This is a genomic window from Caballeronia sp. GAFFF1, from assembly GCF_023630705.1.
Taxonomy (GTDB): domain Bacteria; phylum Pseudomonadota; class Gammaproteobacteria; order Burkholderiales; family Burkholderiaceae; genus Caballeronia.
On the sequence record NZ_JALQEM010000005.1, the window covers coordinates 177,737 to 192,733 of the forward strand.

The window sequence follows — 14,997 nt, forward strand, 5'->3', positions numbered from 1 at the left end:
TCTATTAGGTCGGAGAAAATATCGATGGACGAGCGAAACGCGCCGATCGAACTGCGTTTGCTGCGCTACTTCGTGACCGTGGCGGAGGAGATGCACTTCGGCCGCGCCGCCGCGCGCCTCGCGATGACGCAGCCGCCGCTTTCCCAGGCGATCCGCGCGCTCGAAGACGCGCTCGGCGTCGCGCTCTTCGCGCGCACGAAGCGCACGGTCGAACTGACGCCGGTCGGCAAGGATCTGCTGCCGGAGGTGCGGCGCATACTCGCCGCCGCCGATGCGCTGCGTCCGCTCGCGCAATCGCTTTCTCGCGGCGAGGCGGGCGTGCTGTCGCTCGCGTTCGTGTCCACCGCCGACTACGGGCTGTTGCCGGCGCTCCTGCGCGATTTCGGCGCGCGCTATCCCGGCGTGCGGCTGCAACTGACCGAAGCGACGAGCGACGTGCAGATCGAAGAACTCGTCGCCGGGCGCGTGGACGCGGGGCTCGTCATTCCGCCGCTGCCGCCGCGCCACGCGATGTCGCTGTCGTATCTCGCGATTGCCCGCGAGCCGCTCGTCGTCGCGATGTCCGCCGATGCCGCCGAGCGGTTGCAGCAGGGCGCGGCGGAATGGGCCGACACGCCCGTCGATCTGCGCGATCTCGCCGCCGCGCCGCTCGTCGTGTTTCCGAGGCGTCTCGCGCCGGGTTTGTATGACATCATTATGGGCTGCTACGGCGTGGCGGGCCTGACGCCGCGCATCGGGCAGGAGGCGATCCAGATGCAGACCATCGTGAGCCTCGTATCCGCCGGCATGGGCGTCGCGCTCGTGCCGCAGTCGCTGCGGCATCTGCGGCGCACGGGCGTGGTGTATCGTCCGCTGCGGCCGGTGGCCGATGCGCCGGTCGTCGAAACCGGCCTCGTGTGGCGCGCGGCCGAGGTGAGCCCGGTGCTCGCCGGCTTCATCGATATCGTGCGCGCGCGGGCCGCCGCCGTCTCTGCTTTATGATTCGTGCCTGACTTCGCTTGGCTCCAGAACTCTACGATGCTCATTCACCCCAATTTCGATCCCGTCGCGATTCATCTCGGACCGCTCGCCGTGCGCTGGTACGGCCTCATGTATCTGGTCGCGTTCATTTCCGCCATCGTCATCGGACGGCTGCGCCTGCGGCTGCCGTTCGTGGCCGCGCAAGGCTGGAGCGCGAAGGACATCGACGACATGCTGTTCTACGGCGTGCTCGGCACGATTCTGGGCGGGCGCATCGGCTATGTGCTGTTCTACAAGGCGAGCTATTACGCGGCGCATCCGCTCGATATCTTCAAGGTGTGGGAAGGCGGCATGTCGTTTCACGGCGGCTTTCTGGGCGTGACCTTCGCGATGGTGCTGTTCGCCTTCCAGCGCAAACGCACGTGGCTGCAAGTGACGGATTTCGTCGCGCCGATGGTGCCGCTCGGCCTCGCGGCGGGGCGTCTCGGCAACTTCATCAACGGTGAGTTGTGGGGCCGCGTGACCGACCCTGCCGCGCCCTGGGCGATGCTGTTCCAGAATTCGACCAACGACGACGCCGTCTGGCTCGCGAAGAACCCGCAACTAGACGCGCAGTGGCACCTGACGGAAATCTTCCAGCGTTATCACATGCTGCCGCGCCATCCGTCGCAACTGTATGAGATTGCGCTCGAAGGCATCGTGCTGTTCATCGTGATCTGGACGTTTTCGCGCAAGCCCCGCCCGGTCGGCGCCATTTCCGCGCTCTTTCTGATCGGTTATGGGCTCGCGCGCTTCACGGTGGAATTTGCCCGCGAACCGGACGACTATCTCGGCCTGCTCGCGCTCGGCCTCTCGATGGGCCAGTGGCTTTCGCTGCCGATGATCGTCGTGGGCGTCATCATGATGGTGTGGGCGTACAAGCGGCATCGGCGCGTGGCGGCGAACGCGGCGTGATTTCGTGCGGGGCCGCGCCATGCGGTCCCGCTTACCTCGCTCGATCAGCGGCCCATCTGCACCGAGCCGGACACATCCACAGTGACGGTCGTCGTGCCGGCTTCGAGCGCCATCGGCGCGGCCATCTTGGCGTCGGCGCCCATGGCGCGCGACTGCATCATCATCACCGGGCGCGGCGCCACGCCGCTATGCCCGACGTTCACCTCGCGAATCGAATAGCTGCTGTAGCCGAACGCCTGCGAAGCGGCTTGCGCCTGCTTGCGGAACGAATCGATGGCCTGCGTCGAAAGCCTCTGCTCCGCGGCGCGCTGCGCTTCCGGCGACAGCGAGAACGTGACGTTGCCAACTTGCATCGAGGAACTCATCTTGCCCGCGAGCTTCGAGGCCGCCGCGAAGTCGTGCGATTCGAGCACGATCTCGGTGCGTCCGCGCCATGCGGATATCTTGCCGTCGCGGTCGGTGGACGGATACACGGTGAACGAGCCGCTTTTCGCGGTCACGCCATCGACACCCTTCGCCTCGCGCAGTGCGGCTTCGGCGCGCTGATTGAGCGTCGCGGTGAGCGATGAAGGATCGGCGGCTTCCTGCTCGTAAAAGAGCGTGATGGTGACGACATCCTGCGGCACTTGCGCGCTCGCCTGCGCCGAAAGCGAGAGCACGCCCGCGGGCTGCGGATTGGCGATAACCGTCTGCGCGGCGGCCGACGCGCAATAGCAGAGAGTGGCGCTCGACATCGCGAGGGCGAGGGCGGCGGCTGTTTTCTTGTTCATCATCGAAGGACTCCAACGCAAGGCGTCGCGTGATTCGCGACCGCACTTAGGCGTCCGGTTCGGGTCCTTAGTTCCTGCTCTCGACGAGGCGTTCGGTAATAAAGCGCCACTCGTCCTCGGTGACGGGCGTGATCGACAGCCGGTTGCCGCGCGCGAGCACTTGCATCCCGGCGAGTTGCGCATGTTCGCGCAGTTCGGCGAGCGGAATGAGCCGCGTCTTCTTCACGAAGCTCACATCCACGAGCATCCAGCGCGGCGTGTCCTGCGTCGATTTGGGATCGTAATAGGCGCTCTTGGGATCGAACTGCGTGGGATCGGGATACGCGGTCGAGCAGACCTTCGCGATTCCGGCGATACCGGGCTCGGGGCAGCTCGAATGATAGAAGAGCACGCCGTCGCCGATCTGCATCTGGTCGCGCATGAAGTTGCGCGCCTGATAGTTGCGCACGCCGGTCCACGGCAGCGTCTTCTTGGGCGCGTGCGCGAGATGATCGATGCTCGCTTCGTCCGGTTCGGACTTCATCAGCCAGTAGCGCATGGATTCGGCGTGAAGGAGTATGCGTGCAGGTTCGGTCGATGCAAACAAAAACGGCACCGGTAAGAACCGATGCCGTTCGTGCTTCTATGAATAAGGTCCCCGCCTCAGCCGCTAGGCCGGCATCCTGAACCTGGGTTCAAGATTGGTCGCGGTAAGCAACACTTCGGGTACATCAGACAGAGTGACGCGCGCGCCCGTGCTGCAACGTTCCGCAACCGTGCCAATGTAGCATTGGTTCAAGGAATATATGACCTTGGCGTACCAGGCAGGGAGACCTCACTGTACACCAAACGTTTGGTCCTTGCAGCCCCTTGCCTGCGTTTCTCGCGGTATCTTTTTTTGATGGATATCGCGACGCTGATTAGATCAGCGCATCACCGTCAGTGCGCTTCGTATTGCGCAATGACAGCGCCGAGCTGCTCGTTCATCGAATGCATGGTGCGGCGGATTTCCTCGGCGGGAAACGCTTCGCCGTGGCGCACGCTTTCCTGCAGCCTGAGCAATTCGGACGCCAGCGAAAGCGCGGCCATCACCGCGATGCGGTCCGTGCCGCGCACGCTGCTTGCGTTGCGTACCTTGTTCATTTCGGCATCGACGCGGGCCACGGCTTCGCGCAGCGCGGCCTCGGTCTCCGGCGAGCACGCGAGGCGATACTGCTGGCCGAGAATGGATACTTCGATCTGCGTGGTCGTCATGCCTTCTCTCCTTGATGATGCTCGCCGTGCACTTCTTCCGCGTGCGCATGTTCGTGCTGCGCTTCGCGCGACGCGCTGGATTCGGCGTTCAGAAGATCGAGCTGATTGTCGCTCTCGGCATGATGCGCTTTGCCGCGCGGCAGCTTTTCGAGGATCGCGTTGAGGCGCACTTGCGCGTCGTCGATCTTCGCGGACAGCGAATCGCGTTCGCCTTGCAGCGTGTCGCGCTCGTGGCGAACCTGCGCGAGTTCGGCCTGAACGCTGGCGTAATCGGCGCGCAACTGTTCGATTTGTGCTTCGAGCGCGAGACGCGCCTGATTGTGGCGCTCGCTGATCTTGATCAGCCGGCCGATGTTCCCTGACAGTGATTCGAGTTCGTTGAGCATGTGCTGCGTCCTCTAAAGACCTGGCATTTTAGCGCGGTTCAACGGTGCTTCCGATAATTGTCTCGTTTCGAGACGTAACAACACGCGATCTTGCGCGCATCGCCGCGTATTCATGTGCGGAATGGCCGCGCGTGACGCACTCGGATGCGCGGCTGACGACGCTTCGGCGTCGTTCGGGCCTCGCGATGACGGGGCGCGCGCCTTCTTGACGGCCCCCATGCGCGCTCCTACACTTGCCGCACTTTTGGTGCTCGCGCCGCCTTTCTTGCGGCGCAGTCAAACGGGAAACAGGAAGCGTTGTCTCGCCTCGCGCGGCTCGCCAACCTGTGCTGCCCCCGCAACGGTAAGCGACCGCAACGCAAGTTGCAAGTCGTCCCTCGCGCGTTTCTTCTCGTTGTTCCGTGGTCGTTTGCCATCAGAGACGCGACTGCAAGAAACGTGTCGGCGCCACTGCGCTTCGAAGCGCGGGAAGGCGGGACGATGCGTCGCCAGCCCGGATACCGGCCAATCGTCCAGCGCGCCGATGCTTTGCGAAGCGGCGCGCGCGTCGCGCACAGACCTCGCGGGGAGCAGGGCACGCGCCAGTCTCCAACGGGAACGCTTCACACATGGTCTTGCCTTCGTCCGGCCTCATTCGTCGCGCGGCGCGCGTCGTGATGTGCGCCGCCGCGAGTGCGCCGCTTGCCCAGGCCGCGCACGCCGATTCCGATTCTCCGTCGCAGACACTCGCGCCCGTCGTCGTTACGGCGACGCGCAGCGCGCAACCGCTCGCCCATTCCATCCCGCAGGCGACGCTGTTCGACGCAGAGGACATCGCCGACAGCAATGCGGACGATGTGCTCGGTCTCATCGCGCTCGCGCCCGGCGTGCAGGTCACGCGCAACGGCGGGCCGGGCGCGACCTCGGGCGTTTTCATACGCGGCGCGTCGTCGACGCAATCGCTCGTGCTGATCGACGGCGTGCGCGTCGAATCGGTCTCTCTGGGCGCGGCCCAGTTGTCGCAATTGATGCTCGATCAGACCGGCCGCGTCGAAGTGGTCAACGGCAACGTGTCGGCGCTGTATGGGTCGAACGCGATCGGCGGCGTCGTGCAGATTTTCACGAAGGAGGGCGAAGCACATCCGCCGCGCTTTCACTTCGAAGCCGAATACGGCAGCTATCACACTCAGCGGCAGTCGGCGGGCGTCGACGGCGCGCTCGATGCCGAGGGCCGCACCACGTTCAGCCTGAACGTGTCGCGCGAGAAGACCGACGGCTTCTCGGCGATCAATCCCGCGCTCGCGCCCGCCGCGAATCCGAACGCGAACGGTTACCTGAACGAAAGCGTCGCCGCGACGCTGCGCCACAAGTTCAGCGACAAGTGGGACGCAGGCGTGCGCTTTCTGCAATCGAACGGCGTAAACAGCTTCGACGATCCCTACGGCGTGCCGACCGATCTCAACGAATCGCATGATCGCGTGCGCTCGGCGTCGGTGTTCGCCAACGGCACGCTCACCGACAACTGGACGACGCACTTCACCATCGCGCAGGGACAAGACCGCGCGAACATCGAGAAGAACGGCGTCTACACGAGCCGCTTCAACTCGGAGAATCATCAGTATCTGTGGCAGAACGACTTCCGGCTCACGGACGCGCACAAGTTCGTGTTCGGCTACGAGCATCTGGACCAGTCGCTCGATTCGGATCAGTTCAGCGCGCCCGACCGGCATGTGAACTCGGCGTTCGCGGGCTATGTCGGCCGCTTCGGTCCGAGCGAAGTGCAGGCCAACGTGCGCCGCGACCAGTATTCCGACTTCGGCGGCGCGAACAGCTACTATCTGGGCTATGCGTACAACTTCGACTCCCACTGGCGCGCGAGCGCGAGTTACGCGGCGTCGTTCCGCGCGCCGAGCTTCGACGATCTCTACTATCCGTTGAGCGGCAATCCGTCGATACAGCCGGAGCGCAGCCATTCGGCCGAGGCTGCGTTGCAGTACGCGTCGGACAAGATCGGCGTGGTTCGCGTGACAGCGTTCGAGACGCGCTATTCGAACCTGATCGACTACGTGGGCGACAGCAGCGGCTTCTATACCGCGCAGAACGTGGGGCGCGCGAAGGTGCAGGGCGTCGAGGGAGCGTGGGCGGGACACGTGGGCGCGACCGACATGCGCGCGAGCGTCACCTTCCAGAATCCCGTCGACGAGACGAATCACGAGGATCTCACGCGTCGCGCGCGGCGCTTCGCGTCGCTGTCGGCGCATCGCTCTATCGGACGCTGGCGCGTGGGCGGTGAGTGGATCGTGAGCGGCGCGCGCAGCGATTACGATTCGACGCTCGCGGGCTACGGCGTCGTCAATCTGTCCGCGCAGTACGACATCACGAAGTCGTGGTACGTGAATGCGCGCATCGACAACCTGTTCGACCGCAACTATGAACTGGCTTACTCGTACAACACGCCGCGTCGCGGCGCTTACGTCACGATCGGCTGGCATCCGTCGTGAGCCACGCCGCTGACGCGCGCCGCCCGATGAAGGCGATAAAGGCGATGCACGCAGGCCGCGCCGCCGCGATCTGGCTCGCGCTGGGCTTGGCCGCTGTCATCGTGCTGGCGGCGTCGCTCGCGCTCGGCAGCGTCGCGCTGCCACCGTCGCGCGCCATCGCCGCGCTGCTGCACGCTCACGCGGCCACGCCCGACATCGCCGATGAAATCGTGCTGACCCTGCGATTGCCGCGCGCGCTCGCGGGCTTCGCGTCGGGCGCGCTGCTTTCGCTCGCCGGTGCGCTGCTGCAAGTGCTGCTGCGCAATCCGCTCGCCGAACCCTACGTGCTCGGCGTGTCCGGCGGCGCGGCTGCGTTCGCGCTTTCCGCGATGCTCGCGTCGATGCCGTGGTGGGGCGTCGATCTCGCTGCGTGCGCGGGCGCGCTCGCATCCATCGTTCTGGTGCTCGGGCTCGCCCGCACGCACGTGTGGCACGGCGAACAGGATGCTTCGCCACGGCTCTTGCTCACGGGCGTCGTGGTCGCGGCGGGCTGGGGCGCGCTTATCACGCTGATACTCAGCATCGCGCCGGAGAACCGGCTGCGCGGCATGATCTTCTGGCTGACCGGCGACCTCAACGGCGCATCGACGCCTTGGCCCGCGATGATCGCGCTCGGCGTGGCGCTTGCCTTGATCGTGCCGTGCGCGCCGCAGCTGAACGTGCTGCTGCGCGGCGAGGCCACGGCGCGTTCGCTCGGCGTGCCGGTGGAACGCGTGCGGCTGCGTGTCTATCTGGTGGCATCGCTCGCGGCGGCGGCTGCGGTGACGACGGCGGGAACCATCGGCTTCGTCGGGCTCGTGGTGCCGCATCTGCTGCGGCTCGCGTTCGGCAACGACCAGCGCATGCTCGTGCCGGCCGCCGCGCTGGCGGGCGGCCTCGCCGTGATGAGCGCGGACCTTGCCGCGCGCACGGTCATCGCGCCGGCGCAGTTGCCGGTGGGCGTTGTCACGGCGCTGATCGGCGTGCCCGTGTTCCTGTGGATGCTGCTGCGAAGGCCGCGATGAAGCCGCTCACTATCCACGATCTCGTCTTGCGCGCGGGCGCCCGAACGCTCGTCGATGGCCTTTCCGCGACCATCGCGGCGGGCGAAGTGTGGTGTATCGCCGGGCCGAACGGCGCGGGCAAGACCACGCTCATCGGCGTGCTCGCGGGACTCGCCAAGCCCGCGTCGGGCGCGATCACGCTCGGCGGCCGCGCGCTCGCGTCGTGGCGCGCGGCGGACCTCGCCCGCGAACGCGCGCTGATGCCGCAAAGCACGCACGACGCCTTCAGCGCGACCGTGCTCGACACCGTGCTGCTCAACCGCTTTCCGTATCTGACGGGATGGGGCTGGGAAAGCGAAGACGACCGCGCCGCCGCGCACGCCGCGCTTGCGGCGCTCGGTCTCGCTGACCTGGCTTCGCGCGACGTGCTCACGCTCTCCGGCGGCGAACGGCAGCGCGTCGCGCTTGCCGCTGCACTCTGCCAGCAAGCGCCGCTCTTGCTGCTCGACGAACCGCTCGCGCATCTGGACCTGCATCATCAAATCGACTGCCTGCATGCGCTCGCCGCAGCGGCCCGCGACGAAGGACGCGCGATCGTCTTTTCGTGCCACGACCTGAATCTCGCGCGCCGCTTCGCCACGCACGCGCTGCTGCTCGATGGCAAGGGCGGCGCGCATGTCGGTCCTGTCGCCGACGTGCTGACGCCCGCGCGCGCGAGCGCGGCGTTCGGCTATCCGCTGGTCCTGCTTCGCGATGGCGAGCACGAAGCGCTCGTGCCTTCGCTTCACCCTTTCTGACGAGGAACGCCGATGTTCACTGCCCACGCGCTGCCCAAGCCTGGCCCGCTCGACCGCAGCATCGAACCGGAGCTGCGCCGCATCATCGACATGAAGACGAAGCCGCCCGGCAGCCTCGGCCGGCTCGAAACGCTCGCGCTTCGAATGGGATTGATCCAGCAGACGACGAAGCCGCGCATCGAGCGGCCCGCGATGATCGTCTTCGCGGGCGATCATGGCATCGCGGCCGAAGGCGTCAGTCCGTATCCGCAGGAAGTGACGGCGCAGATGGTTGCGAACTTTCTGGCGGGCGGCGCGGCGATTAACGCGTTGTCGCGCTCCGTCGGCATGGCGCTCGAAGTGGTCGATGCGGGCGTCGCGACGCCCATTCCGGTCGACCACGGCTACGAGCGATTGTCGCTCGGTCTCGGCACGCGCAACTTCGCGCGCGAGGCGGCGATGTCGCGCGAGACGGCGCTCGAAGGCATCGCGCGGGGCGCTGCGCGCGTGCGCCATCACGCGTCGCTCGGGACGAACGTGATCGGCTTCGGCGAAATGGGCATCGCGAACACGTCGGCGGCGGCGTGCCTGATGAGCCGCCTGTGCGCGTTGCCTATCGACGAATGCGTCGGTCGCGGCACGGGCCTCGACGATCGCGGCCTCGCGCATAAACGCGATGTGCTCGGGCGCGCACTGGCATCGCATGCGGCGAGCGGCGACGCCATCGACACGCTCGCCACGTTCGGCGGCTTCGAAATAGCGATGATGACGGGCGCGTATCTCGCGGCGGCAGAAGCGCGCATGACCATTCTCGTCGATGGCTTCATCGCGACTTCCGCGCTGCTCGTCGCGTCGCGGATCGCGCCGGACGTGCGCGAGTACTGCGTGTTCGCGCATGCGTCGAACGAAGCGGGGCATCGGCGCATGCTCGCGCATCTGGACGCCGCGCCGCTCTTGCAACTCGACATGCGTCTGGGCGAAGGCACGGGCGCGGCGCTCGCGCTGCCGATCCTGCGCGCGGCCGTGGCTTTCGTCGACGAGATGGCGAGCTTCGATGCGGCGGGCGTCTCGAACAAACAAGCCTGACATGAACCGGCCGCTCGACGAACTGCGCTATTTCTTCACCGCGCTCGGCTATTTCACGCGCGTGCCGGTGCCGCGCTGGGTCGGCTTCGAGCGCGACTATCTGAACGCGGCGGCGCGGTACTTTCCGCTCGTCGGCGCGATGGTCGGCGGCGTCGCGGCGCTCGTGTATCTCGCCGCGCTGCGCGTGTTTCCGGCAGGCATCGCGGTGCTGCTTTCGATGGCCGCGACGCTTCTGCTCACCGGCGCTTTCCACGAAGACGGACTCGCCGATTGCGCCGATGCCTTCGGCGGCGGCTACACGCGCGATGACGTGCTGCGCATCATGCACGATTCGCGCATCGGCGCGTTCGGGGCGATCGCGCTCGTCATTGCGCTCGCGCTCAAGTGGCAAAGCCTTGCGGCGTTGCCGCCGATGCGTGCAGGAATCCTGATGACTGCCGCGCACGCCGCGAGCCGCGCGTTCGCGATCAGCTATCTCGTCACGCTCGATTACGTGCGCGCCGAAGGCAAGGCGAAGCCGGTCGCGCAGCGCATGAGCGCGATGTCCTTCGCGATCGCGATGCTCTTCGGCGTGCCGTGGCTCTTTTGCTTCGGCTGGAAGTTCGCCTGCGTCGCGATAGCCGTGCTCGCGTTGCTGCGCCTGATGGCGGGCCGCTACTTCGTGCGGCGCATCGGCGGTTATACGGGCGATTGCCTCGGCTGCGCGCAGCAGGTTTTCGAAATCGCGATCTATCTCGTCGGGCTCGCATGGACCTCGTACTGATACGTCACCCGGCTGTGGCCGTCGATGAAGGCGTCTGCTACGGCCAGACCGATGTGCCGCTTGCCCGCGATGCGCGGGCTTCGGCGCATGAACTCGACGCGCGCATGCGTTCGCTCGATGTTCCCGCTTGCGTCGATGGATGGCACACGAGCCCTTTACGTCGATGCGCTTTGCTGGCCGAGGCGTTCGGCGCCGCCCGCATCGACGCGCGGCTTTCCGAGCTGCATTTCGGCGCATGGGAAGGTCGCGCGTGGAACGATATCGACCGCGCGCTCATCGACGCGTGGGCCGCCGATATCGAGCACGCGCGTCCGCACGGCGGCGAGAGTCTCGCGCAGTTCAGCGAGCGTGTGACGGGATGGTTCGATGAGGCGCGCGCGAACGCGTCGAACGCGGTGCATGTGGTCGCGCACGCGGGCGTCGTGCGGGTGCTCGCGGCGCAACTGCTCAGGGTGGATCGGGCGAGCGTGTTGCAATGGCCGCTCGCGTTCGGTGGGATTGTGCAGCTTCGTCGGTTCGGTACGGCGTGGGGGCTCGTGCGGTGGAATGCGTAGCGCTTTCTTAACGCCGCTTCCGCGCCACGTCCAGATCACGACAAAGCTGCGCCGCGCCGAGCGCAAGGCGCGGCGTCGGCCGATTGATCAGATCGCCGTCGATGCCGAACAGATTGTCACGCGCGACCGCCGTCAGCGACGTCCACTGCTTCCACCGGTCGAGCGCAGGCAACGGGCGGTCCGGCTTCGTCGCGCCGGGCGTCGCGGTCACGATCGCTTCGGGGTTCGCGGCGAGCACGGCTTCGGTCGAAACGGTCGGCACGCGCGGCGCTTCGGCAGCGAACACGTTCACGCCGCCGCATAGCCCGATCACTTCGCTGAACACGTTGTCGCGATTGAGCGTCATCAGCGGATCGTCCCACACCTGATAGAACACGCGCACCGGCGGCAGTTGCGCGTACTGCGCGCGCAGAGCCGCGATATCGCGCGTGAAAGCCGTCGAAGCGGCGCGCGCCGTGTCTTGCGTGCCGAGCAGCGCGCCGAGCTTGTCGATGCTCGCGGGGATATCCGCCAGATGCTTCGGCTCGCTGAAGAAGAGCGGGATGCCGAGCGCCTTGAGCTTATCCGTCTGACGCGCCGCATTGCCGTGCCGCCATACGACGATCAGATCCGGATGCAGCGCGACGATTCGCTCGAGATCGAGCGCCTTGTTGTCGCCGACGCGCGGGATCGACAGCGCTTCCTTTGGATAATCGCTATAGCTCACCGTGCCGACGATGCGCGCGCCGCCGCCCGCCGCGTACAGCAACTCGGTGACATGCGGCGCGAGACTCACGACGCGCGTCGCGGGCGCGGCGAGCGTCACGGCAGCGCCGGTGTCGTCCGTGACGGTCAGCGACGCGTAGGCTTGATTCATCGCGAAGAGGGCGGCGCATGTGGCTGCATAGCGGGTCCACTTGCGCGCGTTCATGTGGCGATTTTCGTGCGCGCGGGAAGCGTCGAGGGGACGCCGGTGTGGCTGACGGTCAGTCCGCTCCATCGCGAAGCCGGCGACGCATGAGAAGAGACGTGTGCGCGCATTCATCCGGCGATCTCCGTGGCGCTGGAAGGGTCGGGAGCAGTGCTGTGGCCGCTGACGGTCGGCGCGCGATCCATCCCGAAGACGGCGGCGCATGCGAAAAGACGCAGGGTGCAAAAGCGCGCATTCATCCGGCGATCTCCGTGGCGCTGCAAGCGTCCGGAGCGGTGCTGTGGCCGCTGACGGTCGGCGCGCGATCCATCCCGAAGACGGCGGCGCATGCGAAAAGACGCAGGGTGCAAAAGCGCGCATTCATCCGGCGATCTCCGTGGCGCTGCAAGCGTCCGGAGCGGTGCTGTGGCCGCTGACGGTCGGCGCGCGATCCATCCCGAAGACGGCGGCGCATGCGAAAAGACGCAGGTTGCAAAAGCGCGCGTTCATCCGGCGAGCTCCGTGGCGCTGGAAGCGTCAATAGAGCGCCCGTATGGCCGCAGGCAATCAGCGCGATTCATCACCAGCCCGGCAACGCATGCGCAAAGCTTCAGGCACAAGTTCATCCGCAATCTCCGCAAGCGCGCGTTCGAGCCGCGCCCAGTCGCCTTCGCTGCCCGGCAGACCGATGCGCAGACTCGGCGTCATATCCGACCGGTCGAAGAGCCGCGTCCAGACTCCGCGCGTCGCCAGTTCGTGATGCAGCGACCGCGCGCGCGGCGTTCGTGTCCATGCGAACAGCGGCGTGCCGCGCACATCGAACCCATGTCGCGCGATGATTGCAGCGAGTCGCGCGCCGTCGCGCTGCAAACGCTCGCGCGTCTCCGCCTGCCACGCGTGATCGGCAAAGGCGGCCATGACCGCATGCCGCGACGGTCCGCCGACGGTCCACGCGCCCAGCATGTCGCGCAGCGCGTCGAGCAACGCGGGCGCGGCGAGCACGAAGCCCGCGCGGATGCCTGCCAGCCCGAAGAACTTGCCGACCGAACGCAGCACGACGAGACCATCGCGGGCGCTCTCGGCGGCGAGCGACGCGGCGGGATCGGCGTCGGCGAAGGCTTCATCGACGATCAGCGTGCCGCCGCGCGAAGCCAACCGCGCGTGCCAGCGCAGCAGGGTTTCTCGGTCGAGCCGCTCGGCCGTCGGGTTATTCGGATTAGCGACGATCACGTGATCGAGCGACGCAGGCAGCTCCCCGCAGCCGATATCGAGCGGCACGACACGATGGCCCGCGCGCGCGAACGCCGGCGCATATTCGCCGTACGTCAGCGGCGCGACGCCCACCGTGCCGCGCTCGAGCAGATACGGCAGCGCGCGGATCGCCGCTTGCGAGCCCGCCACCGGCAGCGCGAGCGGCGCGCCGTAGTAGCGCGCGGCGCAATCGGCGAGGCCGTCGTCGTCTTCGGGCAGGCGTCGCCAGGCGTCGGGCGGCACCGGCGGCACCGGATAGCCGCGCGGATTGATGCCCGTGGAGAGGTCGAGCCAGTCGTCGAGCGGAATCGAATAGCGGCGCGCGGCTTCCCGCAGATTGCCGCCGTGCGGAATCGGATCAGGCATTCGTCGTCACACTCAGGATGGCGAGGACCAGAAACACGGCGAGCCACAGCAGCACCGAACGGTCGATGAGCCGCAGCGCCGCCACGACATGCCGGGGCGTCGCGTTGTGGCCCGCGCCGAGCGTCGGCCGCGCTTCGAGCACGCCGTGATAGACCGCCGCGCCGCCGATCAGCACGTTCAGGCTGCCCGCGCCCGCGGCCATCACCGGCCCGGCGTTCGGGCTGTCCCACGACCGCGCCTGCGTGCGCCAGCAGTGCCACGCCATGCCGGTGTCGCCCGTGAGCGCGTAACTCGCGGCCGTGAGACGCGCGGGCAGGTAGTTGAGCACGTCGTCGAAGCGCGCCGCCGCCCAGCCGAAGCGCAGGTAGCGCGGCGTGCGATAACCCCACATCGCGTCGAGCGTGTTCGCGAGCCGGAACGCGAGCGCGCCCGGCCCGCCCGCGATCGCGAACCAGAAGAGCGCGCCGAAGATCGCGTCGTTGCCGTTTTCCAGCGCCGATTCGACCGCCGCCCGCGACAACGCCAGCTCGTCCGCCTGCGACGTATCGCGCGACACGATGCGCGACGTGAGCGCGCGCGCGCCGTCGAGATCGCCGAGACTGAGCGCCCGCGCAATCGGCGCGATGTGTTCGCGCAAACTCTTTGCGCCGAGCGCGAACCACAGCAGCATCACGTGAACGATGCACGCGTACGCGAACGGCAGCACGCTCACGACGAGCCACGCGATGCAAACCGGCGGCGCGACCGCGACGATCCAAGCGAGAATTCCCGCGGGCCGCGCGCGACGCCCGGTGTTGAGCCGTGCTTCGAGCTTCGTCGCGAACTGGCCGAACGCGACGAGCGGGTGGCGCCCGCGCGGTTCCCCGAAGATGCGATCGACGATCACGCCGAGCACGGCGAGCAGCGACATCGCGTAGACGGAAAGAAGGAGCATGGCGTTCGGCCCCTTAGCCTTTGAGCACGAGCGGCAGGCCCGCGACCATCAACATGGCGCGCGTGCTGGCTGCCGCGACGCGCTGGTTCAGCCGGCCGAGCTCGTCCACGTAAAGGCGCGTGACCGAGCCGAGCGGCACCACGCCGAGCCCGATCTCGTTGCTCACGACGATGACCTTTCCGCGCGCATCGGCGAGGGCGCGGTCGAAGGCATCGAATGCTTCGATGGCGGCGGCCGGCAGCGTGGCGGGCTCGTCGAAGGAGGATTCGGATGGGCAGAGCAGATTGGCGAGCCAGAGCGTGAGGCAGTCGATCAGCACGCACTGTCCCGCGCGATCCGCCTCGCGCAACGCGCCCGAGAGATCGAGCGGCGCTTCGACGAGCGTCCAGTGCGCGGGCCGGCGCAACCGATGATGCCGCACGCGCGCGGCGAACTCGGCATCGCCGATACGCGCCGTCGCGATATACGTGACGGGCAGGCCGCTTTCGTCGGCGAGGCGCTCGGCGTGCGCGCTCTTGCCGGAGCGGGCGCCGCCGAGGATGAACGTGATGTCGGGGATCATCGCAATATTGT

General features: G+C 67.2%; 16 protein-coding genes, 1 other RNA gene and 1 riboswitch. Of the genes, 8 read left to right on the forward strand and 9 right to left on the reverse strand.

Going from position 1 to position 14,997, the window contains the following annotated elements; all coding sequences use genetic code 11:
- Positions 1 to 24: 24 nt before the first annotated feature.
- Together NCR37_RS03130 and lgt are read left to right on the forward strand one after the other, a co-directional pair.
- Positions 25 to 981, forward strand: a complete 957-nt coding sequence (locus NCR37_RS03130; protein WP_250471514.1) for a LysR family transcriptional regulator — start codon at positions 25 to 27, stop codon at positions 979 to 981.
- A 36-nt stretch (positions 982 to 1,017) separates the two neighbouring features.
- Positions 1,018 to 1,914, forward strand: a complete 897-nt coding sequence (gene lgt / locus NCR37_RS03135; RefSeq protein ID WP_250471523.1) for a prolipoprotein diacylglyceryl transferase — start codon at positions 1,018 to 1,020, stop codon at positions 1,912 to 1,914.
- Between the two features lie 44 nt (positions 1,915 to 1,958).
- Here lgt and NCR37_RS03140 read toward each other — a convergent pair whose 3' ends face one another.
- The 5 genes from NCR37_RS03140 to NCR37_RS03160 form a co-directional block, all read right to left on the reverse strand.
- Positions 1,959 to 2,648 (reverse strand): SIMPL domain-containing protein, encoded by a 690-nt coding sequence (locus NCR37_RS03140; protein ID WP_502800481.1) that lies wholly within the window; start codon positions 2,646 to 2,648, stop codon positions 1,959 to 1,961.
- Positions 2,649 to 2,751: 103 nt separating this feature from the next.
- Positions 2,752 to 3,222, reverse strand: coding sequence for an EVE domain-containing protein (locus NCR37_RS03145; RefSeq protein WP_250471525.1), 471 nt, complete (start codon positions 3,220 to 3,222; stop codon positions 2,752 to 2,754).
- Between the two features lie 92 nt (positions 3,223 to 3,314).
- Positions 3,315 to 3,497, reverse strand: a non-coding RNA gene (gene ssrS, locus NCR37_RS03150) — 6S RNA.
- Between the two features lie 105 nt (positions 3,498 to 3,602).
- Positions 3,603 to 3,917, reverse strand: coding sequence for a cell division protein ZapA (locus NCR37_RS03155; protein ID WP_159835490.1), 315 nt, complete (start codon positions 3,915 to 3,917; stop codon positions 3,603 to 3,605).
- Positions 3,914 to 4,303, reverse strand: coding sequence for an ATPase (locus NCR37_RS03160; protein WP_248321487.1), 390 nt, complete (start codon positions 4,301 to 4,303; stop codon positions 3,914 to 3,916). The genes NCR37_RS03155 and NCR37_RS03160 overlap by 4 nt, the downstream gene beginning before the upstream one ends.
- A gap of 228 nt (positions 4,304 to 4,531) precedes the next feature.
- Positions 4,532 to 4,826: riboswitch (cobalamin riboswitch) on the forward strand.
- Between the two features lie 85 nt (positions 4,827 to 4,911).
- Between NCR37_RS03160 and NCR37_RS03165 the strand changes: the two genes are divergently transcribed.
- The 6 genes from NCR37_RS03165 to cobC are packed head-to-tail and all read left to right on the forward strand — an operon-like array spanning position 4,912 to position 10,984.
- Positions 4,912 to 6,783: a TonB-dependent receptor domain-containing protein gene (locus NCR37_RS03165; RefSeq protein ID WP_502800478.1), complete on the forward strand. Its 1,872-nt coding sequence runs from the start codon at positions 4,912 to 4,914 to the stop codon at positions 6,781 to 6,783.
- 26 nt (positions 6,784 to 6,809) lie between these two features.
- The gene (locus NCR37_RS03170; protein WP_250471847.1) at positions 6,810 to 7,826 is read left to right on the forward strand and encodes a FecCD family ABC transporter permease; all 1,017 of its coding nucleotides are present in this window, start codon (positions 6,810 to 6,812) and stop codon (positions 7,824 to 7,826) included.
- On the forward strand, positions 7,823 to 8,602 hold the full coding sequence (locus NCR37_RS03175; RefSeq protein WP_250471527.1) for an ABC transporter ATP-binding protein: 780 nt from the start codon (positions 7,823 to 7,825) through the stop codon (positions 8,600 to 8,602). The genes NCR37_RS03170 and NCR37_RS03175 overlap by 4 nt, the downstream gene beginning before the upstream one ends.
- Before the next feature lie 12 nt (positions 8,603 to 8,614).
- Positions 8,615 to 9,667, forward strand: coding sequence for a nicotinate-nucleotide--dimethylbenzimidazole phosphoribosyltransferase (gene cobT, locus NCR37_RS03180; protein WP_250471528.1), 1,053 nt, complete (start codon positions 8,615 to 8,617; stop codon positions 9,665 to 9,667).
- A gap of 1 nt (position 9,668) precedes the next feature.
- Positions 9,669 to 10,430, forward strand: coding sequence for an adenosylcobinamide-GDP ribazoletransferase (locus NCR37_RS03185; protein ID WP_250471530.1), 762 nt, complete (start codon positions 9,669 to 9,671; stop codon positions 10,428 to 10,430).
- Positions 10,415 to 10,984, forward strand: a complete 570-nt coding sequence (gene cobC / locus NCR37_RS03190; protein WP_250471532.1) for an alpha-ribazole phosphatase — start codon at positions 10,415 to 10,417, stop codon at positions 10,982 to 10,984. Before NCR37_RS03185 ends, cobC begins: the two co-directional genes overlap by 16 nt.
- Before the next feature lie 7 nt (positions 10,985 to 10,991).
- Here cobC and NCR37_RS03195 read toward each other — a convergent pair whose 3' ends face one another.
- The 4 genes from NCR37_RS03195 to cobU form a co-directional block, all read right to left on the reverse strand.
- Positions 10,992 to 11,894, reverse strand: coding sequence for a cobalamin-binding protein (locus NCR37_RS03195; protein WP_502800479.1), 903 nt, complete (start codon positions 11,892 to 11,894; stop codon positions 10,992 to 10,994).
- Positions 11,895 to 12,440: 546 nt separating this feature from the next.
- Positions 12,441 to 13,490, reverse strand: a complete 1,050-nt coding sequence (cobD, locus tag NCR37_RS03200; protein ID WP_250471540.1) for a threonine-phosphate decarboxylase CobD — start codon at positions 13,488 to 13,490, stop codon at positions 12,441 to 12,443.
- Positions 13,483 to 14,424, reverse strand: coding sequence for an adenosylcobinamide-phosphate synthase CbiB (gene cbiB / locus NCR37_RS03205; RefSeq protein ID WP_250471550.1), 942 nt, complete (start codon positions 14,422 to 14,424; stop codon positions 13,483 to 13,485). The genes cobD and cbiB overlap by 8 nt, the downstream gene beginning before the upstream one ends.
- Before the next feature lie 13 nt (positions 14,425 to 14,437).
- Complete coding sequence (gene cobU / locus NCR37_RS03210) at positions 14,438 to 14,986, reverse strand: bifunctional adenosylcobinamide kinase/adenosylcobinamide-phosphate guanylyltransferase (protein ID WP_250471551.1); 549 nt, start codon at positions 14,984 to 14,986, stop codon at positions 14,438 to 14,440.
- Positions 14,987 to 14,997 lie beyond the last annotated feature (11 nt).